This window comes from Haladaptatus sp. CMAA 1909, from assembly GCF_043952005.1.
GTDB lineage: Archaea > Halobacteriota > Halobacteria > Halobacteriales > Haladaptataceae > Haladaptatus.
Genome location: NZ_JBIOAV010000001.1, coordinates 1,792,248 through 1,817,735 on the forward strand (window position 1 = coordinate 1,792,248; position 25,488 = coordinate 1,817,735).

25 protein-coding genes are annotated in these 25,488 nt (G+C 64.4%); 9 read left to right on the plus strand and 16 right to left on the minus strand.

The features are described 5' to 3' along the window. Nucleotides 1–15: 15 nt before the first annotated feature. Nucleotides 16–339 (minus strand): hypothetical protein, encoded by a 324-nt coding sequence (locus ACGYLY_RS09890; RefSeq protein WP_395281810.1) that lies wholly within the window; start codon nucleotides 337–339, stop codon nucleotides 16–18. A 110-nt stretch (nucleotides 340–449) separates the two neighbouring features. Between ACGYLY_RS09890 and ACGYLY_RS09895 the strand changes: the two genes are divergently transcribed. The 5 genes from ACGYLY_RS09895 to ACGYLY_RS09915 are packed head-to-tail and all read left to right on the plus strand — an operon-like array spanning nucleotide 450 to nucleotide 3,834. After that, nucleotides 450–1,085 carry a DsbA family protein gene (locus ACGYLY_RS09895; protein ID WP_395284123.1) on the plus strand — a complete coding sequence of 212 codons (636 nt, stop codon included), beginning with the start codon at nucleotides 450–452 and terminating at the stop codon, nucleotides 1,083–1,085. Nucleotides 1,086–1,143: 58 nt separating this feature from the next. Then, nucleotides 1,144–1,863 (plus strand): hypothetical protein, encoded by a 720-nt coding sequence (locus ACGYLY_RS09900; RefSeq protein WP_395281809.1) that lies wholly within the window; start codon nucleotides 1,144–1,146, stop codon nucleotides 1,861–1,863. A gap of 40 nt (nucleotides 1,864–1,903) precedes the next feature. After that, the gene (locus ACGYLY_RS09905) at nucleotides 1,904–2,500 is read left to right on the plus strand and encodes an anthranilate synthase component II (RefSeq protein WP_395281807.1); all 597 of its coding nucleotides are present in this window, start codon (nucleotides 1,904–1,906) and stop codon (nucleotides 2,498–2,500) included. After that, entirely contained in the window at nucleotides 2,485–3,378 is an 894-nt protein-coding gene (locus tag ACGYLY_RS09910) for an aminotransferase class IV (RefSeq protein ID WP_395281806.1), read from the plus strand. Before ACGYLY_RS09905 ends, ACGYLY_RS09910 begins: the two co-directional genes overlap by 16 nt. 48 nt (nucleotides 3,379–3,426) lie before the next feature. After that, entirely contained in the window at nucleotides 3,427–3,834 is a 408-nt protein-coding gene (locus ACGYLY_RS09915; protein ID WP_395281804.1) for a Rieske (2Fe-2S) protein, read from the plus strand. A 32-nt stretch (nucleotides 3,835–3,866) separates the two neighbouring features. On the opposite strand, the gene ACGYLY_RS09920 is transcribed toward ACGYLY_RS09915, so the two are convergent. Next, the gene (locus ACGYLY_RS09920; protein ID WP_231185051.1) at nucleotides 3,867–4,163 is read right to left on the minus strand and encodes a transcriptional regulator; all 297 of its coding nucleotides are present in this window, start codon (nucleotides 4,161–4,163) and stop codon (nucleotides 3,867–3,869) included. A 92-nt stretch (nucleotides 4,164–4,255) separates the two neighbouring features. Between ACGYLY_RS09920 and ACGYLY_RS09925 the strand changes: the two genes are divergently transcribed. Both ACGYLY_RS09925 and ACGYLY_RS09930 read left to right on the plus strand, forming a co-directional pair. Further along, entirely contained in the window at nucleotides 4,256–6,271 is a 2,016-nt protein-coding gene (locus ACGYLY_RS09925) for a bacterio-opsin activator domain-containing protein (protein ID WP_395281802.1), read from the plus strand. Nucleotides 6,272–6,349: 78 nt separating this feature from the next. After that, a complete protein-coding gene (locus ACGYLY_RS09930; RefSeq protein ID WP_395281800.1) occupies nucleotides 6,350–7,324 on the plus strand; it encodes a sugar phosphate nucleotidyltransferase in 975 nt (324 codons plus the stop codon). A 232-nt stretch (nucleotides 7,325–7,556) separates the two neighbouring features. Here the strand turns inward: ACGYLY_RS09930 and ACGYLY_RS09935 are convergent, their stop codons facing one another. The 13 genes from ACGYLY_RS09935 to ACGYLY_RS09995 form a co-directional block, all read right to left on the minus strand. Further along, on the minus strand, nucleotides 7,557–8,264 hold the full coding sequence (locus ACGYLY_RS09935; protein ID WP_395281798.1) for a diphthine--ammonia ligase: 708 nt from the start codon (nucleotides 8,262–8,264) through the stop codon (nucleotides 7,557–7,559). A gap of 37 nt (nucleotides 8,265–8,301) precedes the next feature. Beyond that, nucleotides 8,302–9,441, minus strand: a complete 1,140-nt coding sequence (locus ACGYLY_RS09940; protein ID WP_395281796.1) for a DUF373 family protein — start codon at nucleotides 9,439–9,441, stop codon at nucleotides 8,302–8,304. A gap of 103 nt (nucleotides 9,442–9,544) precedes the next feature. Next, nucleotides 9,545–10,726, minus strand: a complete 1,182-nt coding sequence (locus ACGYLY_RS09945; RefSeq protein WP_231184321.1) for a bifunctional oligoribonuclease/PAP phosphatase NrnA — start codon at nucleotides 10,724–10,726, stop codon at nucleotides 9,545–9,547. 52 nt (nucleotides 10,727–10,778) lie between these two features. Further along, nucleotides 10,779–11,633, minus strand: coding sequence for an SDR family oxidoreductase (locus ACGYLY_RS09950; protein WP_395281794.1), 855 nt, complete (start codon nucleotides 11,631–11,633; stop codon nucleotides 10,779–10,781). Between the two features lie 68 nt (nucleotides 11,634–11,701). Further along, nucleotides 11,702–12,136, minus strand: a complete 435-nt coding sequence (locus tag ACGYLY_RS09955; protein WP_395281792.1) for a DUF5791 family protein — start codon at nucleotides 12,134–12,136, stop codon at nucleotides 11,702–11,704. Further along, complete coding sequence (locus ACGYLY_RS09960; RefSeq protein WP_395281791.1) at nucleotides 12,066–15,320, minus strand: hypothetical protein; 3,255 nt, start codon at nucleotides 15,318–15,320, stop codon at nucleotides 12,066–12,068. The genes ACGYLY_RS09955 and ACGYLY_RS09960 overlap by 71 nt, the downstream gene beginning before the upstream one ends. Beyond that, on the minus strand, nucleotides 15,317–16,150 hold the full coding sequence (locus ACGYLY_RS09965) for a hypothetical protein (protein ID WP_395281790.1): 834 nt from the start codon (nucleotides 16,148–16,150) through the stop codon (nucleotides 15,317–15,319). The genes ACGYLY_RS09960 and ACGYLY_RS09965 overlap by 4 nt, the downstream gene beginning before the upstream one ends. Beyond that, complete coding sequence (locus tag ACGYLY_RS09970) at nucleotides 16,150–16,548, minus strand: hypothetical protein (protein WP_395281789.1); 399 nt, start codon at nucleotides 16,546–16,548, stop codon at nucleotides 16,150–16,152. The genes ACGYLY_RS09965 and ACGYLY_RS09970 overlap by 1 nt, the downstream gene beginning before the upstream one ends. Continuing rightward, complete coding sequence (locus ACGYLY_RS09975) at nucleotides 16,526–17,023, minus strand: hypothetical protein (RefSeq protein WP_395281788.1); 498 nt, start codon at nucleotides 17,021–17,023, stop codon at nucleotides 16,526–16,528. The genes ACGYLY_RS09970 and ACGYLY_RS09975 overlap by 23 nt, the downstream gene beginning before the upstream one ends. A 74-nt stretch (nucleotides 17,024–17,097) precedes the next feature. Beyond that, nucleotides 17,098–18,810, minus strand: a complete 1,713-nt coding sequence (locus ACGYLY_RS09980; RefSeq protein WP_395281787.1) for a type II secretion system protein — start codon at nucleotides 18,808–18,810, stop codon at nucleotides 17,098–17,100. Further along, nucleotides 18,807–20,843 (minus strand): ATPase, T2SS/T4P/T4SS family, encoded by a 2,037-nt coding sequence (locus tag ACGYLY_RS09985; RefSeq protein WP_395281786.1) that lies wholly within the window; start codon nucleotides 20,841–20,843, stop codon nucleotides 18,807–18,809. Before ACGYLY_RS09985 ends, ACGYLY_RS09980 begins: the two co-directional genes overlap by 4 nt. A gap of 26 nt (nucleotides 20,844–20,869) precedes the next feature. Next, nucleotides 20,870–21,400, minus strand: coding sequence for a hypothetical protein (locus ACGYLY_RS09990; protein WP_395281785.1), 531 nt, complete (start codon nucleotides 21,398–21,400; stop codon nucleotides 20,870–20,872). Further along, on the minus strand, nucleotides 21,397–21,891 hold the full coding sequence (locus ACGYLY_RS09995; RefSeq protein ID WP_395281784.1) for a hypothetical protein: 495 nt from the start codon (nucleotides 21,889–21,891) through the stop codon (nucleotides 21,397–21,399). Before ACGYLY_RS09995 ends, ACGYLY_RS09990 begins: the two co-directional genes overlap by 4 nt. A 130-nt stretch (nucleotides 21,892–22,021) precedes the next feature. Between ACGYLY_RS09995 and ACGYLY_RS10000 the strand changes: the two genes are divergently transcribed. Continuing rightward, on the plus strand, nucleotides 22,022–23,098 hold the full coding sequence (locus ACGYLY_RS10000; protein ID WP_395281783.1) for a tubulin/FtsZ family protein: 1,077 nt from the start codon (nucleotides 22,022–22,024) through the stop codon (nucleotides 23,096–23,098). A 31-nt stretch (nucleotides 23,099–23,129) separates the two neighbouring features. On the opposite strand, the gene ACGYLY_RS10005 is transcribed toward ACGYLY_RS10000, so the two are convergent. Further along, on the minus strand, nucleotides 23,130–24,287 hold the full coding sequence (locus ACGYLY_RS10005; protein ID WP_395281782.1) for a pyridoxal phosphate-dependent aminotransferase: 1,158 nt from the start codon (nucleotides 24,285–24,287) through the stop codon (nucleotides 23,130–23,132). A 128-nt stretch (nucleotides 24,288–24,415) separates the two neighbouring features. Between ACGYLY_RS10005 and ACGYLY_RS10010 the strand changes: the two genes are divergently transcribed. Continuing rightward, a complete protein-coding gene (locus ACGYLY_RS10010; RefSeq protein WP_395281781.1) occupies nucleotides 24,416–25,312 on the plus strand; it encodes a 1,4-dihydroxy-2-naphthoyl-CoA synthase in 897 nt (298 codons plus the stop codon). The last annotated feature ends 176 nt before the right edge of the window (nucleotides 25,313–25,488 follow it).

Genomic DNA, 25,488 nt, shown 5'->3' on the forward strand with positions numbered 1-25,488 from the left:
GGTCGTCATGGTTGGTTATCGCGTTTCGACGCTTCGTGCGTAGTACACCGCACCCACGAGGAGGGCGATTACCACGATGTCGAGGCCGTGTTCGTACAGGTGGTGCGTGTTCGCGGAGAGGTAGTTCGCCGCCGTCATCCCGCCGACGAACTCGCGGCCGGCGAGCGCCGCGAACGCGAGCGCGACCAGCAGATAGGGAAGCGTCCGCCGCTGTCGAAACGCCGCGAGCGCCAGCAGAAACACCGCCGCGGACCCGAGCGCCGCTACTGCCAACACGACGTGGAGCGCCAAACTCCCCTCGGAAGCGACGGCGTGGAGCGGGTACAGCGCGGGAGCCATCTGACGTGGCGTTAGTGCCGGACGTACCTGAGGCGTTCGGTTCGGACGGACAAGGGGCAACGGCTTCCGGGGACATCCGGTTTTACCGTCTCAGCACACAAGCAACGGACATGAGCCATCCCGAAGCGACCGACCGACTCGTCGTGTACTCCGATTACGTTTGCCCGTTTTGCTACCTCGGGCGGCAGTCACTGAAGCAATATCGGGAGACACGCGAGGAACCGCTCGCCCTCGACTGGCACCCGTTCGACCTTCGGAGCGGGAAGCGCAACGCGGACGGGTCAATCGACCGGAGCGCGGACGACGGGAAGGACGACTCCTACTACGAACAGGCGCGGGAGAACGTCCGACGGCTACGGGAAAAGTACGGCGTCGAGATGGCCCAAGAGATAGCGACCGACGTGGATTCGCTCCCCGCGCAAGTCGCCTCCTACTACGTCAAATCCGAGCACCCCGACCGATGGCTCGACTTCGACGAAGCGATTTTCGAGGCGCTGTGGCGGGACGGGCGGGACATCGGGGACGACGACGTTCTCGCCGAACTCGCGGCGGAGAACGGACTCGGCTCCGAGGAGATACGGGCCGCAGTCGAGGACGACGCCCTGCACGAGGAATTAGGGGAGCGGTTCGCCGAGGCACAACGGCACGGCGTGACCGGCGTTCCGACGTTCACGTACGACGGCTACGCCGCCCGCGGTGCGGTCCCGCCGGAACAACTCGAACGACTCGTGGAAGGCGGACAGTAACGCGTTCGAAACCGAATACAGTGGTTTTACCACCGACCGTCGACGCCGTGAAAGATAGATGGCAGGACGGTTCGCACTCGACATCGAGACGGTGAGTCCGACGCTCGAACACTACGAGACGCCGCCGGATTTCGACGACCCGGCGTATTTCGAACTCCTCGCGGTCGCGCTCGGCTACGAATCGCCGGACGGAGACAGGGAGACCGAAATGTTGTTCCGGCGGGACGACACCCCGACCGACGAACTCGACTTAGTGGCACGGACGCTCGATTGGCTTGCAGAGCGACGCGGGGACGAGTACGTCACCTACGGCGGCGAGACGTTCGACGTTCCCCAATTCATCGGCCGAACGAGGGCGGTCGCGGACGGTTCAGTGCGGGACGGTCTCGTCGACCGACTCCGAACCAGACTCGAAATTGACCTCATGCACGTCGATTTACGGCGGTCGGCGTGGGACGCGTTCGGCGACTACACGCGACTCGAAGCGGCCTGCCGAAACGTCGGGATACGGCCCGAGGACACCGACTGGAAGGAGTACGACCACGGCATCGACCTCGACGCGCTCCGTCCCGAGAAGTTTCGGGGCTTCGGGAAGGTCATCAACAAGGACGTTCCGGTGTTCGGCGAACGGTACATCGCGCTCGCGGCCGCCGGTGCGACCGAGACGCTGACGTTCCGGTCGTTGCACGAACTGCTGGACCACTACGGGCGGGAGGACATCGTCCATCTGTTCGACCTCGCCGACGCTCGGCCGTTTGGGGAATCGAACAGTTTTTAGCGACGGTGCGCCCAAACGACGGCATAGTGAACGCGTACCAATGATCCTCGTCATCGACAACTACGACTCGTTCGCCTACAACCTCGTCCAGTACCTCGGCGAGTTCGCCGACGAAGTGGCCGTGCGGCGGAACGACGCCGTCGACGTGGCGGGGATCCGCGACCTCGACCCAGACGGCATCGTCGTCTCGCCGGGACCGGGGACGCCCGCCGAAGTGGGCGTCTCGATGGACGTGTTCGCGGAGACGACGTATCCCGCCCTCGGCGTCTGTCTCGGTCATCAGGCGCTCTGTGCGGCCCACGGCGCGCCGGTCGTCCACGCTCCGGAGGTCATCCACGGGAAACCGTCGACGGTGACACACGACGGGGAAGGCGTGTTCGCCGGACTCCCCGACGAGTTCGAGGTCGGCCGCTATCACTCGTTAGCGGTCGAACGTACGGACCTCCCGGACGTACTGGCCGAGACGGCCCGAACCGCGGACGACCGCCGGACGCTGATGGGGGTTCGCCACGCGACCGTACCGCACGTCGGCGTGCAGTTCCACCCCGAGAGCATCCTGACCGACGAGGGGAAGCACCTCGTTCGAAACTTCTGCGACCTGTGCTACGGGAGGGAGGGACCGTGCACTACCACGTGAACGGCGACATTGTACCCGAATCCGAGGCGACCGTGAGCGTCCGTGACCGGGGGTTCATGTACGGCGACGCGGCGTTCGAAACGATCCGCGCCTACGGCGGGACGCCCTTCGAGTGGGACGCCCACGCGGACCGCCTGCGTGCCACCTGCGACGCGCTTTCGCTCGATCACGGCATCGTCGACGACGAGCTCCGTCGGCGTGTCCGCCGGACGCTCGACGCGAACGACCTCCGAGAGGCGTACGTCAAACTCTCGATTTCGCGCGGCGTCCAACCCGGAAAGCTCACGCCCGGTCCGACGACGAATCCCACCGTCGTCGTCATCGTCTCCGAACTGCCGCGCGGCGGAATCGCTGGCGAATCCGTCTGGAACGGCCCCGCAACCGTCGACGTGGTGGAGACGCGGCGCGTCCCCGACGCCGCGCTTCCGGCACGCGCGAAGACGCACAACTACCTGAACGGCATCCTCGCCCGCCTCGAAACCGACGCCGACGAGGCAATCATGCTCGATTCGTCGGGGGCCGTCACCGAGGGCGCAACGAGCAACCTGTTTTTCGTCCGCGACGGCACGCTTCACACGCCCTCGCTCTCGGGACCCGTCCTCCCCGGAATCACGCGCGACGTCGTCCTCTCGCTCGCCGAGGCGGAAGGGATTCCGACCGAAACGGGACGGTACGAACCGGACGATGTGCTGTGCGCCGACGAGGCGTTCCTGACGAACACGACGTGGGAGGTGCGCCCGCTCGCCCGAATCGGCGCGACCGAAATCGGCGAGGGGGACGAAACCGCCGAACTCGGTGGCGGGGACGTGACCGCACAACTCGCCGACGCGTTCGACTCGCTGGTGGAGACGCGCCACTACGCCGGAAATCGAGACTGACGCCCGGTTTGAAAAGGCTCAAACGCCTCCGCTGGCTACGTGAACGCGATGGACGAGAACCGACGAATCGCCGCCGTCGAGGAGATCCCCGACGACACGACGTTCCTGTTCACGATTCGGAACGGCTTCGACGAAGAGGAGGCCGTGCTGGTCGAGAACGACGGCGATGTACAGGCGTGGAAGAACTACTGCCAGCACTGGACCGACGTGCGCCTCGACAAGGGCGACGGTGCGAGCATGCGCGACGGCGAACTCGTCTGCGGCAAGCACGGCGCGCTGTTCGAGGCCGATTCCGGCGTCTGTACCTACGGCCCGTGTGAGGACGCGGTTCTCGACGAAGTGGTCGTGACCGTCGAGGACGGCGCGGTGTTCCTCGCCGACCCGGAATATGAGTTCGTCCAGCAGGGGTCGTCCATCGAGTACGATCTCTCCTCGAACCGCTCGCTCGGGTTCTGACGGACGGCGGGGAAATCGATTCTTACCCGTCTCTATTCCGCCTCACGAATCACGAACGTCGGTTCGTCCACCGCTTCGCTCTTGCACTCCGGACATCGTGACGGTCTGTTCGCCGGGTTGTCGAACCGATGGAAGCCACAGTCCCGACACTCGGGCGGAGCGACTAACAACTGCTCGCCGTTCGATTCGACCGAACGGGCAACGTGTCGGACGTGTCGCACCGCCGCACCGGCCGTGATTTCGAACTCCGTCGCGAGGGTGCTCGGGGACGCCGGTTCGCTTCGGAGGAACGTCGCAATCCGCTCGCGCGTCGTCTCGTCGTCGCGCATACTCCTCGTTCGTTGTCAGGGTTCAAATTTGTAGCGCGAAATTTCGGACAACATAAACTGTTTTCCGGTCGGGGTTCATGAGGTAATTTGCGATGGGGGAGCGATCGACCACCGGCGAATCGGCTGGGACGGAGATGACGAGAGATCACACGGTTCTCTTCGTCGAACACGAGACGGATATCGCGCGGGTCCTCGACGGTTACGAGGACCTGACGGTGCACGTCGAACCGTCCATGAGCGAATGCCTCTCCCGTCTCTCCAACGAAGCGATAGACTGCATCGTCAGCAACTACGACCTGCCGAATTCGACGGGGTTAGATCTCCTCGATTCCGTACGCGAGGAGCATCCGAACCTCCCGTTCGTCGTGTTCACGGGGGAAGGGAACGAGCGAATCGCCAGCGACGCCATCGACCGCGGCGTGAGCGATTACGTCCCCGAAACGGCCATCGAGGACGCCGCCGACCTCCGAGAGCGAATCGTGAGGGCTATTCGAACCCACCTCCGCGGGCGCGGCGAGAGCCGAATCGATACGCTGATGAGCGCGTTCCCGGACGTCGCGTTCCTCTTCGACGAGGACGGTCGTTATCGGGAACTCCTCGTCGGCCCTAACTCCGAAAACCTCGCCATTACCGCACCGCCCGACCTCGTCGGGCGGCGGATTCACGACGTGTTTCCGGCGGACACCGCGGACACGTTTTTAGCGCATATCCACCGGACCTTGGAGAGCGGTCGCGTCGAAACGATGGAGTATCCGATGACCGTCGAGAGCGGGCGGCGATGGTACGAAGCGCGTTCGACGCCGCTCGGCCAGGAGATAGACGGAAAGGACGTCGTCGTATGGGTCGCCCGCGACATCACCGACCGACGAGAGCGAGAACGGACGCTGACCCACCAGCACGAGGAACTGGAGACTTTGAACCGGATTCACTGGGTGATCCAGGAGGTCATCCACGAACTCGTTCACGCCGCGACCCGCGACGACATCGAACAGTTGGTATGCGAGCGGTTGGTCGAATCCGGGCTGTACGAACTCGCGTGGACCGACGAGAGCGAGGTCAGTCGCGGGGGCGTGACGCCGCGAACCCGTGCCGGCGGTATCGACGGCTATCTCGATACCCTCGTCGAGTTCGGCGAGGATGTCGGCGACGACCCCGCGAGCAGGGCGATGCGAACCGACGAGCTACAGGTAATCCAGGACGTTCGAAATACGCCGATGCTCCCCGAACCGATCAGAGCCGAAGCGATCGCCCGCGACATCGAGTCGGGCATCTCCATCCCGCTCTCGTACGGCAACACGATGTACGGGTCGCTGTCGCTCGTTTCGACCCGCTCGGGCGTCCTCGGCGAACGGGCACAGGCCGCCCTCGAAACCCTCGGGGACACCATCGGGTTCGCCATCAACGCCGCGCGGAACAAGAAGATACTGTTGTCCGACAGCACCGTCGAACTGGAGTTCCACGTGAGCGGGTCACGGGACGCGGTTATGGCCGCATCCCGCGAACTCGACTGCACGTGTCACCTCCTCGGATTGGTTCCGGCCGCGGAGGGCCAACTTCTCCACTACATCCGCGTAGAGGACGCTCCCACCGACCGTCTCGAAACGATGCTGTCCGAGTCGGATGACGTGGCGGAGTGCCGATTCATCGATACGGAAGAGACCGGTGCCGTCATCGAAATCCGCATGACCGAATCGACGCCCAAGCGGCTGGTCGAAGCCGGTGCGGCCGTCCAGTCCGCGACGGCGAATCGAGGGGAGGTGTCCATCGTCGCCGAAATCCCGCGCGAGACCGACGTTCGGACCGTCGTCGATACGTTTCAGTCGACGTACCCGTCCGCGGAACTGGTCGGGAAACGCACCATCGACCGCCCGATTCAAACCGCACAGGAGTTCCGCCAGTCGTTGACCGACCGTCTCACCGACCGACAGGAGACGGCGCTTCGAACCGCCTACTTCGCGGGCTACTACGACTGGCCGCGCGGAAGCACCGCCGAGGACGTTGCCGGCGCGCTCGACATCGCCTCGGCGACCCTCCACTACCACCTTCGAAAGGCACAGCACGGACTGCTCGCCGCGTTGTTCGACGAGACGAGTACCGACGACACCTGACCGATTACCCGACAGTATTTCCCGCAGAACGGTCACGCAATGAAAAAGGACTTAGGGGGGCGCGGTGACGATGTGGCTATGAAAGCCGTCGTCCTCGCGGGCGGATACGCGACGCGCCTGTGGCCGATTACGAAACAGCGCCCGAAGATGTTTCTCCCCATCGGTGAAACCACGGTCATCGACCGTATTTTCGCCGACTTGGAAGCCGACGAGCGCGTCGACACCGTCTATGTGAGCACGAACGAACGATTCGCGGACGATTTCCGTGACCACCTCGCGGAAAGCGAGTTCGAAAAACCACAACTGAGCGTCGAAGACACCTCCGAGGAGGACGAGAAGTTCGGCGTGGTCGGCGCGCTCGCGCAACTCGTCGAGCGCGAGGAGGTCGACGACGACCTCGTCGTCATCGCCGGCGACAACCTCATCAGCTTCGACGTGGACGATTTCGTCGACTTCTTCGAGGAGAAAGGTTCGTCCTGTCTCGCCGCGTACGACGTGGGAAGCAAGGAACTCGCAAAAGCCTACGGTCTCGTCGAACTCGACGGCGACCGAGTCGTCGAGTTTCAGGAAAAGCCGGAGGACCCCAACTCGACGCTGGTCTCCATCGCCTGCTATGCGTTCACAGAGGAGACGTTGCCGCTGCTGGAACAGTATCTCGAAGACGGCAACAATCCCGACGAACCGGGGTGGTTCCTCCAGTGGTTACAGTCCCGCAAACCAGTGTACGCTTACGTCTTCGAGGAGGCGTGGTTCGACATCGGAACCCCCGAGAGCTACCTCGAAGCCGTCGCGTGGTATCTCGGCGGTGACTCCCGTATCGCCGATAGCGCCACGCTGGAGAACACCACGATCGGCGAGAACGTCCACGTGATGGACGGCGCGGAAGTCACCGACGCCAATCTCGAAAGCGCCATCATCTTCCCCGAGGCGACGATTCGGGGCGGCGACGTGCGTGATTCCATCATCGACGAGGGAACTCACATCGAGAACATGAATTTGGCTGGCGCACTCATCGGCGCTCACACGCAGATAACGAGCGATTCGGACGAGTAGACCCACCCACCTTTCGTTCCCACCTTTTTTACGCTCGGATAACGCGAGAGCCTCCGGCTCTCGCGTACCACTCGCGCAAAAAATCTGGACCAAAAAATGCTGCTCGCTCACCATGTTCGTTCGCGGTAGAGCCGAGAGCATGACTCCGCACCACTACCTGCCAAGAGGCCAAACGACAGCCTACAACCGCGCCGTAGACATCACAACTCCAAACCACGACCGCAAACTGCGATCACGCGCCGAGCCAAGCGTCCGTAATCCGCACCCGTCCACGACTTCCATCCCATTCGGTGTCGTATTCGAGTTCGATGGGACGGTCCATATGCGGCGCGTCAGTGACCAAGGTTTCGAACTCGCCACCTTCTCCCAAGATGTGAACGCCGTACTCGTCGTTGAGGGCTTCCAGTTCGTCCAGCGCGTCGGCGTCCAGCGTCCGTCCGAGCCACGACTCGTCCAGCCCGTAGGCCGCGACCTGGACGATTCTGATTTCGAATCCGGCGTCAAGCATCGCGTTCGCGAGTTCGCGGGGGTCCTCCCGCCAGAGCGGCGCGAACAGGTCGATACCGAGGTCGTCACAGAGATCCTGAATGCGGTGCGTTTGGAACTCGCTTTCGACCGCACCGGCCGTGACGCCCGCGAGGTCGATATCGAGGTCGCGGAGGGCAACTTCCATGATTTCCGTCTCCTTGTCGCCCTGTTCGCCCGCGTCCTCGACGGATTCGGCGTCGAAGTCGCCCTCGACGTTCACGATCGGAATCCCGATGCTTTCCGCGGCGAGCGCCGCGAGTTCGGTCGCCGGAACGTGATACATGTACGAGTCGCCCGCCGGATGAACGGTGAGGAGTCGCTCGACGTTCAGTCCCTCTTCGAACGCGCGGTAGAGCGCCCACGAGGAGTCCTTACCGCCGGAAAAGAGGCTGACCCACGCCTGCTGGTTCATGGGGCAGTTTGCTAGTCGGGGGATAAATGCGCCTCGGTTACTCGACCAGTTCCTCGCTGATTGCCGTTCCGCTCACGTAGGACGTCACGCGAACGCCGACGAGGCTGACCAGAACGCCGAGGACGACGTACACCGCCAGTCGCATACTGGGGTCGAACGTGAGTTGCTGAACCGTCGTCTGACCGACCGTAATCTTGGGAATCACGACGGGCGGGATTTCGCCCGCCCGCTGGAGGAAGTAGGCCGAAAAACCACGGACGACGAGTCCGACGGCGAGGACCCCGAACGGGAGGTTGAGATACGAGTTTCGCACCCGATCGTTGCGGATGGCCTCGTCTAGCAGGCGGCCCATGCTGGCGGTGAGGGCGGCGACGGCTATCCACGGGACGCTCTCGAAGGCGAACGCCATCGCGGTCATGAGGACGTTACCGGTCGAATCGACCGGTGCGGCCCGGAGCGCCCCGGCGAACACGCCGATGAGCGACAGGCCGACGCCGACGACGTAGGTGACGATGGACACCCGGCCGGAGTAGAGGGCGTCGCGGGCCTCGCCGGGGAGCTTACGGAAGTAATCACCGATGGCGAGTCCCTTGTACAGGACGAACAGGCCGATGACGGCGGTGATGGTCGATGTCGCCATGGCGAGCCCTAAATACAGGAGGAGAACCGGGAACGTGATGAGCGCCACACCGGTCGGAACGAGGATGGTCTGTCGAAGTTCCTCGTCGGCGAGGAACTGCTTGAGCAGGTAGTAGGTGGATTCGATGTCGCGGGCCTGTCTGACGACGACCCGGTCCACGGCGTCCACGCGGACGCGACTTTCGAGGATGGGGACGAGTCGCTCGTCCTCCGCGCTGTCGATGACGATGATGGCCGAGTCGGGGTCGTACGTCTCCATGAGTTCGTCCATCTGGTCCGCCACGGCGCGGTCCGCGCCGACGCGCGTGTCTCCGGTCCCGGAGATAACGGCGACTATCGACGTTTCGTCGCCGTCTCGCAGATCGCGGGCGACGCGGAGCGCTTCGAGGAGACAGTTGACACTCGAATCCTCGGGGTCGGCCAAGCCGACATCCGTGACGAGCGCCTGTACGGCCTCCCACCCGGCGACGGGCATCTGGAGGCCGGTTTTACGCCCGATGTCGTCGTTCCGATCGACACACACCACCAGCGTACTCATTCGATATTCGGTTCCAGACGGCGAGAGGATAAAAAGGTCGTCTTTATCGCAACTTCTCCCCGTGTTGACAGTATTTCGGTGGCATCCGACGACGGCCCGGCGCTCAGACGTTTCCGTTCAGTGCGTCGAAAATACCGTCGGTGAACTCCTGCTCCAACCAGAGTCCCGCTTCCATGCCGCCCGCGACGACGGCGGATTCGACGGGAACCTGTCCCCCGCCCATGCGGGCGTGTCCGCCAGCGTCGGCACCCGGAATGTCGGTGACGGCCATCTGCAACGCCTTTCCCATGTGAACACGGTCGTCCCGCGAACGACCGGAGATGTAGAGCGTGTCTTCGCGGCGACCGTAGATTACGACCGCGGTGACGCCTTCGAGGTGCATCAGTTCGTCCGCGGCCTGTGGAATGGCGTCCGCGTTCGAGAGCGCCCCGACGTTACAGACGGCGAACGATCCGCGTACCTCCCGTTCCGTGATGGCGCGCGATTTTATTTCGAGGACTTCCGCGCTCACTTGCGGGTTCGCGATGCGGTCGAGGCAGTGTTCGTCCACGCCTTGGTACAGATACGCGCTGGCGGAGAACTCCGCCGCACAACACCCGTTCGTGAGGTGTTTCGTGTCGGACTGAATACCGTACAACAGGCCGGTGGCAATGTCGGACGGGAGGACGAACTCGTCCTCCGGAGGGATCGCATCCGGGGTGATCGGCGTCGCCCCGAGATCCTCGAAGTACTCCGCGACGATGGTCGAACATGCGCCGTAGTTCGTTCGCTTGTCCGTAAACACCTCCCCGGTTCCGTTTCCGGGATGGTGGTCGATGACCGCGTACGGTTCGATTCGCTCCGACCCGTCGAACCCGCGCGGCGTGTTGTGGTCCACGAGAACGATGGTAGAAGCAGCGAGGTCGGTGACGTGTTCGACGCGGTCGAGTTCGAGGTCGAGAATGGTCCGAAATGCGCGGTTTTCCTGATGTCGTATCTGCCCTGCGTACTGAAGCGTCGCCTCCGTCCCGACCGTTTCGGCGAGATACGCGATAGCCATACCACAGGCCATCGCGTCGGGGTCGGGGTTCGGATGCATCAGGACGACGAGTTCGTCCCGCTTCGCCAACGCGCGTTTGAGACGAGCGCCTTTCGGTCGCCGAATCCAGCGGACGACCAGCCAAAGGGATACCGCCAACACGGCCGCACCGACGACGGCTCCGATGACGAGCATCGGGTTGTCGGTACTGTAGAGTTGTGCCGAGCGGAACAGTCTTTGTGCAGACTGGTCGCCGCGAAACTGCATACCCTCGAAGTCGATACGGGAAACCAAGAACTTTTCCCAACGGTAACAGGTGTCAGACGTTTTGGGATTGTCGGAACGCTTCGATGGCCGCCCGATACCCCTCCCGGTACGTCGGATATCGGAGTTCGTACCCCAGTTCGCGGAGTTTTTCGTTCGAGCACCGCTTGCTCGCTCGCGCCCGCTCGCCCGTCGCCGGTTCCCGTGGCGGATGGGACACGCCGCACTGGTTGGCGAGCCAATCCGCGAGTGTGGGTTTTCGAACCGGTTTGTCGTCCGAGACGAGGACGACCCCGTTTCGCCCGTTGTCGGTTTCGAGGAGATACCGAATCGCACCCGCGGCATCGTCGCGATGGATCATGTTCAGATATCGGTCCGAAACCGGCCCTTCGAGGTAGCGCTCCAGTCGATAGCGTTCGGGACCGTACAATCCCGAGAATCGAGTCACCGTCCAATCCCACTCGCGTTCTTTCCGAACGGTGGCCTCCGCTTCGGCCAGAATCTCCTCCCGTTCGGTTCGCGGTTCCAACGGCGTCGATTCGTCCACCCGCGCGCCGTCGCGGTCGCCGTACACGCCGGTACTGGACGTGTAGACGACGCGTTCCGGTGACGATTCGCGGGCCGCGAAATGGTCGAGCGTCGTCCGAAGTCCCTCGACGTAGGCGGTCCGCGCCGCCTCCGAGTCGCGGCCGTCCGCGCTCACGGCGTAGACGAGTACGTCCACGTTCGGAATCGAGGAAAGCGAATCGTCGTCCGTCACGTCCGCCCGTATCGCGTCGGCACCGACGTCTTCGACCGCACGGAGTCCATCGGCGGAACGGCGCACGCCGACGACGTCGTGACCGTCCGCGAGCAGCTCCCGTGCGAGTTCGCAACCGACGTAGCCGCATCCGAGTACTGCGACGTTCATACGATGCCTTCGGACGGGTCGCGGATAACTCCGCCGTCTCCCCCTCGAAAATCCGCCACTGTTCTCGATTATCGGTCGTTTCGTTTCGCGATGGCGTGATGAACGAGCGCATATTCCTCCAACGTCATCGGTGCCCGTCCCTCGATTTTCTGCTGGATGGCGCGTGCTTCGAAGTCGCCGTCGATGTCCCGTGCGAGCGTGTCGACGTCCAGCAACCCCGTCGTCATCCCCATGAGCAAGTGGTCGCGCACTTCGAGGAGGATGGAATCCTTCTCCGGCATTCCCTCCTCGGTCGCGAGAATCGCGGCCGCGTCTTCGAGCGTCATGTCGGCGACGATATCGCCGTCGGCAATCGACTCGACGGTTTCACGGTCGAGTTGGCTTCCCTCGACCACCGCGTCGATACCCTCCGCTTCGACTGTCTCCGAGAGTTCAGCGACGTACTGTTCGAGGAGTTCCGTCGGCGTCGTCTCGCCGGGGTCGTCTATCTCGTCGTAGAGCATGGTCGCCACGACGGCCGGGTACGCCAAATGGGTTGTTACTCCGGTTCGCCCACCCGGGGGAGCGCTCGTCGGCGTTCCCGTCCACGTCGCCGACGCCCGTCTTTCCGGGCGGCACCGCAACGACGACCGTCGTTCCCGTGTCGAACGAGATCGGGGTCGTCCGCCCGAGCGTCTCCATCGTGCCGTCGCCGTCGGTGTCCAGACGGACGGAACCCGATTCGCGGGAGTACGCCACCGATGCGCCCGGCGAGGTTGGCGACCCTTCGCGTGCTCGAACCGTAAACCGGGCATAGGTTCCGGACATGTCCACCTGCCAGACGTTGACCGTCGCGTACCAGTAGCCAGGAATCGGGACGACGGGCAGTCCCGCCGGGAGGTCGCCCACCGTCTCGTTGATGGATTCGTTCAGCCGTCGCTGGACCCGATTCTCGATTCCCCGCTGGATCGCCGATTTCAGTTCTGCCATGAGAACACCACGGGTCGTGGAGACGACCGGCTTGACGTTCGACTGGCGGACGCCGCCGACGTCCCGTCGTGCCGATGCGAGCGCGAACCGAACGCGAAGCGTCACCGTGTCGCGTCGCATTCGATTCCAGTCGACCCGTTGCTGGCGCTCGATTTCCCGCGCGATTCGTGCGGCGGCGGAGCCGTTCGAAATGGCGATTGCCCGGTCCGCCGTCGTTCGCCAATCGGCCAGTCCACGGTGAACTGCTGACCGGCGTTCCGACCGGTCGAGTCCGATGGCGTTGTCGGTCGCGAGTTCGTCCCGAAGGATTGTCTCGATATCGTCTACCGACGCCGAAATCGACTTCCGTAGCTTGTCTCGATGGCGACGCAACGACTCGTTTTTTGCCGTGGTGAGCGTCTGGTTTGCGGACCGGAGCGCGAAACCAGCGGCGCGAAGGCTCACCTGCTTCGGCTTTCGACTGTCGGGCAGGAACGAAAGGACGCCGTCCGCGATGTCAGAGGACGGGACCGTGAACAGATTGGTGTTCCGCGCGGAAAGCGGGTAGGCCGTCTCTCCCGGTGGAACCGCCGAGACGTGACGGTGTGTGACCACCGAGAGCGTTAGATACGACGGCGAACCATCGACGCTGAGGTTTACCGGTGCGCCGGGGCCGTTCGTCGGGAGGGGCCGACTGGACGGCGATGAGACGTCGGACCGGGAGGAGACGAGTCGCCGAATTCGGCCGAGCGAGATACCTGTTGCGTCCCGTATCGCCTCTCCGAATCCCTTCTGCGTTCGACGGGTGCGCTCCGCTCTGTCTTCGAGTCGGTCGATGACTGAATCGAGATACACGGCACGTGCCGCGTACTTCGCCCGGTCTCCCGCGCTCCCATATCCCGCGGGAGCATCGACGAGCGCGTTCCGCCGCTCGCGGAGGGTTGCCGCGAGTTTCGCCGCGGGATTCGTTCCGGCCGTCGCGACGGCCCCTCGCGAAACCGTTACCGAGCGATTTCGAACGCGCGCTTGAAGCCTCCGAACGTCCCGGTAGACGTGTTGGCGGAGCGACGGCGCGTATCGGCCTTGCACCGAAACGGCTCGCGTATCCATCGTCCCGATGGTCGCACGTCGTGCGAGGGCGTCCGCGCCACCGCGGTGCGTTATCAGTCGGGAGACCGCTTTCCCGCGAACGCCAGCGAGGTTCGGTCCCGAACGATCGCCCGATTCGTGGGCGGTCGGCAAGGGGTGCTCCGGGGCGTACTCCGTCGTCACGTGATCACCCGCGACGCCGAGCGAGACGACGAACTCCTCGGTCCATTCGTGGGTCGTTTCGACGGTGGGATTTTTCGATCGGGTCGGCTGTGCCGGCAGTCGTGGAAAAAACTGTCTTGCAGTCGAGTCTTTCCGTCCTTCCTCCGTCCGTTGCCATCGTCGTACGACGGTGTGCGTACGGACGACGCGTCGAGCACCGCTCCAGAGGAGGTGCCAACCGCGCTGTGTTCCGGGGGACGATGCCGTGGCGTTTTCGACCGAAATCCGCGTGGAGGTTCGTTCGCTCCCGAGCGTCCATTCGTCTCCCGGCGAGTCCGGAGTGGGTTCCCGTTCGTCACGCACGGTGCGAACGCTCGCAACGGGTTTCACGGAAACCCGATACGCCGACGCGATGGCTTCGCTCAAAGCGCTCGATTCGCCGCCGTCGATGAGGTCCAAGAGCGCCCTGTCCGCCGATTCGTTGACGCCGACTTCCATCCCGGTTTCCGGGGTATACGGTGAGTCGGGCGATTCGGGAGTCGCGTTTAGATTGCCGTCGACGGTTCCGTCCGAACCGCCCGCATCCGCCGCGTTCAACACGAGGTCCGTCCAGAGCATTCCGCGTTGGGTCGTCGGGGCGAGGAGGTTTGTCAGTCCGACGCGTGCGGTCGCGCGGCGAACGCCGCGTTGTCCGGCGGGGTCGCTCGCGCCGAATACGTGTGTCTGTTCTTCCAGAATCGCCCCGTTCGTCATCAACTCCACGTGGCGATTTCCGAGGACGTTCGTGATGGGCGCACCGCCGTACTGCGCGTAACCTCGCGCCCACGTCACCGCGTAGAGTCGGGCAGTCAGTCGTCGCCCGAGTCCCGAATCGAGCGCTCCCGTGTCGAGTCGTCGTTCGAACCGCTGGACGCGCTCGTGAAGCGCGAGAACGGGGGTTTCCACGACGAGGGTCACGTCTTTCGTCGTGGCGGCAACGGTCGTGCCACCGCGAGTCGCATGCACGGAGACGTTTTCGATTCGAACGCGAAGCCCAGCGTCGATGGGTTTTCCGACCGGTTCGACGTGAACTCGACGTTTCGCGCGGCGGAGCGCGGTCGCGTTCGGCGTCATCGGGAGCGATGCGGTTCCGCGTACGTCGCCAACGTGCGCGGAAACGGCGCGTAATCGCCGTCGAGAGGAGAGATAGATTCGAAGGCGGAGATAATCCCGAAACGGTGTGGAATCGTTGATCACGCGACCCGCGGTCGTGTTCGCCGTGCGGACGAGAGGTTCGGCGGCGGCATCCCGCCCAGCCTGTCGAATCGCCTCGCGAAGCGCGGTTTGCGTTCCGGCGGTCACGGCCCGCATACTCCGGTCTACATTCTGGTTTACGTTCGGCGTCGGACGAGTCACGAGCGCTCCCGCGAAGGCGACGCTCCCGACGAGGAGCAGGACGCCGACTAACGCGAACGGAACCCTCCCTCTGGTGTCGTCGGCGAGTCTCATGCGTCCCACATCCTGACGACGAGTCGCGTCTTCCCGACCGAGACGGACCGTGCCGCGTCCGTCGGCGTCTCGAACGTTTCCCGGAGGTCGGCTTCGATAGCGTTCGTCACGGCATCGACGAGTGACGCTCTCGTTCGTTCGCTGGCGAGGAGGTGCGTGTTCGACACGTCCACGCCGTAAAGATGGGCCAACCGTCGAAGTCGGAGGCCAACTGCGGAACTCGTTTCCCGGTCGGAAAGCGCCAATCTCGTCGTCCGCTCCGGAACCATTCCCGCGACGACGGCGGCCGCAACGACCGATGCGACGCCGCGGTAGCCGTCGTGTCGTGCGGCGTCAATCGCTCGTTCCCGAACCGGTGGAAATCCGCTCGGAAGTGAGACGATCGCCGCATGAACGTCCATACGAGGAGGGGGTGATTCGCCGACGACGAACTGGCCTTCGAGGTGAGAATCGCGGTACGGCATCCAACGGACGAGGAGTTGCACGCTGGCCGGATGGTCGAGTCGTTCCCGGACACGACGTGCCACTCGGCGCTCGAACGGGTCGGTCGTGTGCGATAGTTCGCCTCCACGAATCGTCGTGTTGGCGAGGACCGCTTCTCCGAGCAGTCCGGCGAGGGAACCGTGTGTCGTCCGATGAAGAGTCCCCGTATCCGTCGGAATCGTGTAATTCACCCCGGCAGTGCTCGTCGTGAGGACGTTCGCGGTCGATTCGGCGGTTCGCGTCCGCATCGACGAGTCGGGTGGTTTCACACCGACGAGGACGAAGGCGCTGGCGCTGATCAGGAGGAGACACAGGCTCACGTCGAAAACCGTGCTGATGGCTCTCATCACCAGATCACCACGCGAAGTCGTCCCGGTCGAACGTCGCCGGGGGCGATTCGAACGCTGACGCTTGCCGTCGCAGTTTCCGTCGAAACGTCGGATTTTTGCGGAGGTGTCGGTCCACCGTGCCACTCACGCGACCCTGACGAAAGTGAGACGTTGAGATCGTAGCCATCGGGATTCACCCGAAGGCCAGCGGGGAGGCGAGCAGGAAAGAGAACGCCGTTCGAACTCATCTCTCCGCGAACGGTCGAAAGCGTCGTCGGTCCGAGGGTCCGCTCGGACCGCGGCATCGCATCGCCGAGGACGCTGGTGTAGGTGAACAGTCCGAGACAGACCGCGAAGACGGCGACGATGGCAGCGATGGGTTCCGTCTGCGCTCTATCCGGAGACCAGCGTCGCATCGACTCCCTCCCACGAAACACAGCGAGCGCGAAGCGTGCTTTCCGCCCGTTTCCACGTCGGCCGTTCTCCCTGCGATTTCCGTATCGCCGCGCGGAAATCGGCCGGAGAATCGAACACCGCGGACGGCGGCGAACCGGACAACACGCGGTCCAATCGCTCGCCGGAACGGTCGAATTCTCCCGTCGTGGTTCCACCGACCGGCACGATAGGGCCGTACGCGAACGTCGAGTGGGCGGTTCCACCCGCGCCTTCGAGGCCGAGACGGCGTGGGCCGAGTTTGATCTTCCGCGCTGAAATCGGATGCTCCGCTGTCGCGGTGTACGAACAGCCAGCGACGGAATCGACCGTATCGGCGACGCTGGCGGCGTTCGGAGGCGGTGCGGTCGGCAGTTCGATGGCGACGCCGAGGACGGCGAGACTGGCAATCGTCACGCCGAACCAGATGTACCACGCGTCAAGGGGTGCGTCGAACATGGGCCGGAATCGTCCCGTTCTCGCACTTAAACCTACGTCGGGAACGTGGGAAACCCGGGAATGAGATACTCGGGTCAGGTCAACGATCCCGCGAGCGCGAACGCGAGGAGATAGACGGCAGTCGCGGAGAGCACCGATTGACCGACACGATAGCCGACGAGCGTTCGGTCGAGTCCGTGTTCGAGCCCGACCGCGAGTGCGGTGACGATGGCGGAAAGACAGAGGACGTACGCGCCGACGGCGAGTCCCAGTACATCGACCGGAAACGCGTTTCCGAACGAACCCCCCATTCCCGCCATTCCGCCCGCCAGCGCGACTGTCGCACCGGAGACGAGTGGCCCGAATATCGCCGCCGTGTGTCGAAGCGTCTCCGTAACCTGTGACAGTTCGCGCCGTGCGTCGCGTTCGACGCTCTGTAGGTCGTCCAAGTGGTCGGCCATCGCGAGTACGGCACCACCAGCGGGTCGCCCTTCGTCCGCGGAGAGAGCGAGGAGGGAGACAGCGCTCCGAGCGCGGGGGCTCGGAACCGTCGAAAGCGACCCGTACTCGCCGAGAAACGACTCCTCGACGCCCATCCCCAGTCGGCGCTGGACGCCGGTCGCCTGCTCGAAGACGGCACCGGTTTCCCCGGTGAGTTCGTCGGCAGCGGCGACGATGGCCGCCTCGGCCGCCAGTCCTTTCCTCACTCTCCGACCGACGAGATAGAGCGCGTCCGTGAGGTTCGACTCGATCGCCCGAACGCGATTTCTGACGAGAACGGTCGGGCGCGTGAATCCCACGAGGAGGGTTCCGACGAGACAACCGAACCCCGCGACCCAGCGCGTCCATTCGGGAAGCAGGAAGGGCGTGGCAATCAGCGCCACAGCGCTTGTGCCGAGGCCGAGCGCTGTGGCAGGCCACCGTTTTTCGGGAACGTCGGGATGCGAGCGCGAAACGTCCGGCGGCGGAAACGCGACCGGACGGCGGGTGAGTAACCACACGCTCGCGCCCAGCAGGAGCGCGGGAAGCACGAAATCGTAGGTGACGACCAACGCGGCGGGCGACATGGGCAGTCCCGCCGTTCGCGCCGCCGGAAGCACCGCGACCAGCGCCAGCGGTAGCAGAACCCCGAAGGCGTACAGCGCGGTCGCCGGGCCGCGAATCTCGCCGACGAACTCGGCCATCCGCTCGCGCGTCCCGTCGAGAATCGCGGTGAGCGCCCGGTCCAGAGTCCGCGTTCGCTCCTCGGGCGGTGCCTCGCTCGCCGCCGCGATGAGTACCATCGAACGGTGAAGTGCCGGGTTCCATCGGTCCCACTCGGCGGCGAACGTCGTCAAGCCAGCCATCGGGGACCCCGCCGCGCGTCGAACGTGGTCGTCGAGACTCGCCGCGAGCAGACCGTCGCCGGTTCGCGCCGCGAACGCCGCGGCTCCCTCCGCCGTCGGTTCGATTCGCATCCACAGCACCGCGCGGGCCGCGAGGTCGGGCGCGTCGCCGAGCGCCTGCGTTCGCTTTGCGGCGGCGAGGAGTTCGGGTACACGTCGAATCAGCGCGGAGAAGCCGACGCCGAGCGCGACCAGAAAGCCCCCGGCTATGAGGCGGAGCGGTCGTGGTGCCACGGACACGCCGAGGAGTGCCACGAGACACCAGAGAACCGCCGCACCGTTCGCACCGCGAGTGATCACCGTGCTGTCGATATCGCCGTCCAGAAATCCGATAGCGCGGTCGATGTCCGCGTCCGTCGAACCGTCCCACGGGGAGAGTCGTGCGAGGTACGAACACAGCGACTCGAACCGGTTCGAAATCACGCCGGGTCACGCTCGGTTCGTCCGCTCCCGAGTCGTTCCGTCGTGACGTCGAACGAGGGAAAGTGTTTCTCGACGCGTCGTTCGATGTTTCGCGTTCGGTCGGCGAGCGCCGCCCGAACGTCGGCGTAGGTTTCGGTCGATTCGGCGAGCGAGGAGACGAGGACGCTGTTTCCCCGCGCGACACGCCCCGTCGGGACGAGTTTTCCGTCATCGAGTTCGTACAGCGGTTCGAACCGTATCGAGTGGGAGTCGTCGGTTTCTCCCACTCCACATCCTCCTCCGCTTCCATCCTTCCCGGTCGCGACGACCTCCTCGATGCACTTCACCCGCTTTCCGTGCGTTCCGTCCGTTTCGTAGGATTCGACCGTGACGACGAACTCCGTCGTCGCGAACGAGGAAGGTGGGACGCCGAGGTCGGTGACGACTCGCTCGTACACCGCGTCGCCACAGTCACCGTGTATCGTCCCGAGGACGGCGTTTCCACTCGCGCCGACGCGCATCGCTTCGTACAGCACGCTCGCCTCCTCGCCGCGGACTTCCCCGACGACGAGCGCACCGTCCCCCAATCGGAGGGCCGTCCGAAGCGCCTCCGCCGGTCGGAGTCCCGGTTCGTCGTCGCTCGCCGTCGTCCGAAGCAACTGCACGTCGCGGCCGTCGTCCTGCAACGATTCGACCGGCAACTCCGGCGTGTCTTCGAGGACGACGGTTCTGACCCTCGTGGGGAGTTCCCACAGCAACGACCCGAGGAGCGTCGTCTTTCCCGCCCCACGCGGTCCGGCGACGAGTCCGGTTCCGGAACGTTCGACGGCCACCGAAAGGAGGGCCGCCGCCTCCGGCGGGAGCGTCCCGTTTTCGACCAGCGCGGGGAGTGTCCACCGTTCCTCCGATTGGACGCGGAATGCGAATCCGATGCCGTCGCTGACGGGGTTGGTGACGCCCGCGACACGGACGCTCGTGCCGTTAATCTCGGTCACTGCGTCGAGCGTCGGGCTAGCACGCGAGAACGACCTGCCGCTCGTTCGCCGGAAGCGCGACGCGAGCGACGCCGCCCCGTCGGGCGTGAGATGGACGTTCGTCCCCATCTCCTCGCCGTCGACCCGCACGTGAAGCGGATTGCCCGCGACGGGAGCGGTAGCGAACACGTCGGAAACGTCCGGGTCTGCGAACAGGTCGGAGAGAACGCCGTATCCCTGCGTGTATTTCCGGAGGACGTCGGTGAGCGTGTCCACGTTCGCCGCCGTGTCCGTCTCCGTTCTCGTTTCCGTGTTCACCTCGACGACTGCTCTCACGGCACGTCCGGGCGCTCGTTTTCCTCCCGAGACGCCGCCGTTTGCGAGGAGCGTCGCGGCCGCGTCGAGCGTCTCGAACGTTTCGTGACCGATGTCGTACTCCACCGGTTCGAGGTGGTAGATCCGGTGCGGGTCGTGGGTTTGGTTCTTGTCCCCTACACCGTCGAAATCGCCGGGGTCGAACTCCACGTTCCGTTCCGTCTCGTAGTGGCGAACCGTCGCGCCGGTCGAAAGCGAATACCGGTCCGTCAGTCGGGCGTTCGCCGGGGGGCGGAGCGAAACGCGCGACCGGGCGATGGTCGGGCCGACGAACGGACGGAGGAGGGTGGAGTACTCCTCGAACCGATGGACGCCTTCGGCGACGCCGGTTTCCCCCGCGACGTGGGCAACGGGTCCCGCTCTCCCGACGGCATCCATTCCGGCGCGGAGCGGGTCGGTCCGCGCCCGTTCCGCGAGCGCGGGGTCGTGGGTGGCGACCCGTTCGACGAATCGACCGGTGGCGACGAGAAACGCCGCGCCGTCGCCGTCGTAGGTTCGTTCGACGCCCGTCGCACGCGTCACGATGCGGTCCGCGTCGCGTTCGGCAAGCGCGTCGATGACCGTCGCCCGGCAGTCGGGACGTTCGGCGAGTTCGCCGCGCCCCGGGCAGTCGTTCGCATCGACCACGAGCGTCGCGCCGTCGAACGACGGATCACATCGGCAGTCGCGTTCCCGGGACCGACCTCTCGACAGTGGGTTCCACATGAACCACCGTGGTCGCGTTTTCCGACTTAAAGTTCAGCCGCCGGGACGACGAGGAGGGTTCGATTTCCACCGTAATCGACCAACAACAGTGCGATGTCGCGCCGGGTAGGAGCGCGGACGACGAGCGGTTGTTCGTCCGGTCGAACGACCAATTCGCGCCCCGTCTCGCTCCTCGTCGCCACGCGAACGTCGAACGGGAGGTGGCGAACGCGGGTCCTCCCGCCTTCGACGCGGTACGCGAGAACGTCGCCGAAATCGTCCTTCGGGGAGCGGTGGAAACCGGGAACGCCGCCGATCGCGACGAACTCGATTTTCCCGGTCGTCGCGGATTCCGCCGGAAGCGAGAGGGCGACCATTCTGCGAGCACCGACCGGTTCGGTATCGTCGAACGGTACCGCCGTTTCGTCCGCGAGGTCGACCATCGAGCGTGAGACCTCGGCCAGTTCCGCGTCGGCGCGGTACGCCGCGCGGTCGCGCCGAGCAGCGTCGATGGCGGGATAGGAGACGCTACAAATGGCCACGACGAGTAGGACGGCGAGGACGGTTCGAACGCTCACAGCAGGTGACGGAGACGCGTCGTGAGCGAACGGTCGTCGGATTCGTCGGATTCGTCGGGGTCGGGGTCACATCGAGGGATTTCGTACGGTGACGCCGGACTCGGGTAAGTACCCTTTTCGGGAGGGGTCTCCGAGCGTAGTCGGTCGGGATTCCGGTTTCCGGAGGACTCACCTCCATTCGAAGGGGGGCGGAAAGTCATGTTCGAGCGGTCGGGACGGCTCGTTTCCGCTGCCTCGGCTTTCGCGAGCGCGGCGTCGGCACGGCGTTCGACGTCGTCGTTGACCGCACGGATGTTGCCGACGTAGCCGCGAAGGGCCTGTACCGCGGCGTCGAGTTCGTCCAGTTCTGCTTCGAGGTCGTCCATTCGTTCGGCGAGGTTCGCTGTCGTTCTGCGAAGTTCCGCGTCGTCCCGTCGCGACGGCATCTCTCCGTCGGTTACGGTTCGTTCGAGCGCGGACACGCGTTCCGAAAGCGTTTCGAGGTCGGCCATCGTCGGGGTTGGTTACGTTTTCCTATTTAATCCTCGTTGAAAGGAGGGTGCGACGAGTCGGGTTCGTTTCCAGAAATTTACATCGAATCTCGTCGGAAAATACATAAGTCATGAATCAGTCCAATTCCCCATGAAAGTCGTCCTGATTGGTGTGGGGCAAGCGGGTGGGAAACTCACCCAGCGATTGGTCGAATTCGATGCAAGTATGGATTTCAATGCCGTCCAAGGCGCACTAGCTATCAACTCCGCGAAAGCTGACCTGCAGTCGCTGGACCTCGATACCGTTCTCGTCGGGCAGGACCGAGTGAAAGGGCACGGCGTCGGCGGGGACAACGAACTCGGCGCTGAAGTGATGCAGGACGACGCCGGCGAAGTGATGAACGCCCTCGACGGCCGAATCACCGCGCGAGCGGACGCCCTCTTCGTCGTCGCGGGACTCGGCGGGGGTACCGGGAGCGGAGGCGCGCCGGTTATCATTCACCAACTCCAGCGAATCTACGAGATTCCCGTCTACGCGCTCGGTATTCTTCCCGGTAAAGGCGAGGGGGCGATGTACCAAGCCAACGCCGGACGGTCGTTGAAAACCGTCGTCCGCGAGTCGGATGCGACCCTCCTCATCGACAACGACGCGTGGCACGAGACGGGACAGAGCGTCGGCGAAGCGTTCGAGAACATCAATCAGCAGATAGCCCAGCGCATCGGCCTCCTCCTGGCGTCCGGAGAATCGGTCGAGGGCGTCGGTGAGAGCGTCGTGGATTCGAGCGAGGTCATCAACACGCTCCGCTCGGGCGGTATCGCGGCGCTCGGGTACGCCAGCGCGGGTGCCAGCGAGGAGAGCGGCGAGAACATCAACACGGTGACGAGCAACACCCGGCAAGCGGTTCTGAGCAACCTCAGCATGCCGAAGGCGACGGACGCGGACTCCGCGCTTCTCGTCGTCGCTGGCGACCCGGACAGGATTCCGCGGAAAGGCGTGGAGAAGGCCCGTAAATGGCTCGAAGGGGAAACCGGAAGCCTGCAGGTTCGCGGGGGGGACTTCCCGCTCGACAGCGAACGACTCGCCTCGTTGGTCCTCCTCGGGGGCGTCGAACGCTCGCCGCGGATGCAGGAGTTCATGGAGCGCACGAAGGAAGCGAACAAACAGGAGACGCGCAAGCAGGACCCGGCCGAGATGTTCCACAACGACGAACTCGACGACCTGTTCTGAGGAAGCGTTCGTCCGCAGATAACCGCCGTCGTTACTCCAGTTCGTCCCGGACCATCCGTTCGATTCTGTCGAGGCCGAGTTCGAGGCGGTCCATGCCGTTGGCGAAGCTCAATCGGAGGAAACCCTCACCGGCGGCACTGAACGCGGCACCCGGCGCGGTGACGACGCCGTAATCCGACAGCAACCGTTCTGCGACGTCGAAGCTCGACCCGTCCAGTTCGCTCACGTCGAGGAAGGCGTAGAAGGCACCTTCCGGGCGTGGGCAGGAGATGTGCGGAATCTCGACGACGCGCTCGGTCAGGTAATCGCGGCGTTCGCGGAACGCCTCGTACATCTCGTGCACGGGTTCCTGCGTGCCGGTTATCGCCGCGAACGCGGCGTGCTGGCCGACGCTCGACGGACAGGCGGTCGTACTCTCACCGAGACTCGTCGCGGCTTCGACGACGGGTTCCGGCCCGACGAGCCACCCGATTCGCCATCCCGTCATGGCGTACGTTTTCGAACAGGAATCGACCGTCAGCAGTCCGTCGTAATCCGTGTACGACGCGATGCGTCGATGGTCGCCGTCGTAGGTCAGGCGGGCGTACACCTCGTCCGCGATGACGTAAGTATCGTGCTCGGCGGCCGCATCGACGACTTCCTTCACGGCCTCCTCGTCGTAGATGCGACCGGTGGGGTTCGACGGCGTGGTCAGTATCACGGCGGCGGTGTTCTCGTTCAAATTCTCGACAATACGGTCCGGGTCGAGGTCGAATCCGTCGTCCGCGGGAAGCGCCACCTCGACGGGTTCCGCACCGGCGAGGATGGCCTGATTCCGGTAGTTCGGCCACGCTGGCGTGGGGATGATGACTTCCTCGCCGGGGTCCGCGATGGCCGAGAGGGCCAACGACAGCGCCTCCATCGCGCCGTTCGTGACCGTCACTTCTTCGGGCGCGACGGGAACGTCGGCCTCGTCTCGCATTCGCTCGGCAATCGCCTCGCGGAGTTCGGGAATCCCGGCCCCGGAGGTGTAGTGCGTCTCGCCGTCGCGGACGGCGTGCGCCGCCGCGTCGATGGCGTGTTCCGGGGTGTCGAAGTCCGGTTCGCCGACTTCCAATCGAACGATGTCGCCGCCCTGTTCCTCCGCGAGTTCGAACATCACGCGAATACCCGAACGCTCGAAGGTGTCCACCCGTGACGATGTCTTCATGGTTTCGACCGTCGTTTCCGCGGAGCAAGTAGCTTCGCAGTCCCTCCGCTCTTTGCCGGTGGTGTGAGACCCGGACGTCCGAAGAGCGGACGGGAACCTATTAGACTGACGCACCATCAGTTCGGAGTATGGTATCAGAACTCTTCGACGCCGAGCGCTGGGAGAAGGTCCCCGACTTCGATTTCCGCGACATCACCTACCACCGCGCGACTGACCAAGGAACGGTTCGCATCGCGTTCGACCGACCGGAAGTTCGAAACGCATTCCGCCCCGGAACCGTAGACGAACTGTATCGCGCGCTGGACCACGCGAAACGCCAATCCGACGTCGGCTGTGTGCTTTTGACCGGAAACGGGCCGTCGCCGAAGGACGGCGGGTGGGCGTTCTGCTCCGGCGGCGACCAGCGCGTGCGGGGTGGGGAAGGGTATGAATACCAAGGGGAAGACGAGGAGAGCAAGGATGCGTCCGAGGTGGGCCGCCTCCACATTCTCGAAGTCCAGCGACTCATCCGACACATCCCGAAACCCGTCATCTGCGTCGTTCCGGGGTGGGCCGTCGGCGGCGGCCACAGCCTCCACGTCGTCTGTGACATGACGCTCGCTTCCGCAGAACACGCCAAATTCTTGCAGACCGACCCCGACGTGGCGAGTTTCGACGGCGGGTTCGGGTCGGCCTACCTCGCACGACAGGTCGGCCAGAAGAAGGCCCGCGAGATATTCTTCCTCGGCAAGACGTACTCCGCCGAGGAAGCCGAAGAGATGGGCATGGTCAACGAATCGGTCCCGCACGGGGAACTGGAGGAGGTTGCCCTCGACTGGGCGGAGGAGATCAACGGCAAGAGTCCGACTGCAATTCGCATGCTCAAGTACGCCTTCAACCTCGAAGACGACGGCCTCGTCGGCCAGCAGGTGTTCGCCGGGGAGGCGACCCGCCTCGCCTACATGACCGACGAGGCACAGGAAGGGCGGGACGCCTTCGTGGAGAAGCGCGACCCCGACTTCTCGGACTATCCGTGGCACTACTAACGCACCTTTTGCTGCGGTCGGGAACCGAAACCAGCGCCGTTCGGCGCTGGTTTCGGCCTTCTTCCCTGGCAAAATCTGCACCAAAAGCCAACGGCCCTCCCGATGGTCGGGCCTCGGCCCGCTCGCTCACGTCGTTCGCTCGCGGTGAATGACCGACTGCCAGTGTTCATGGAGAG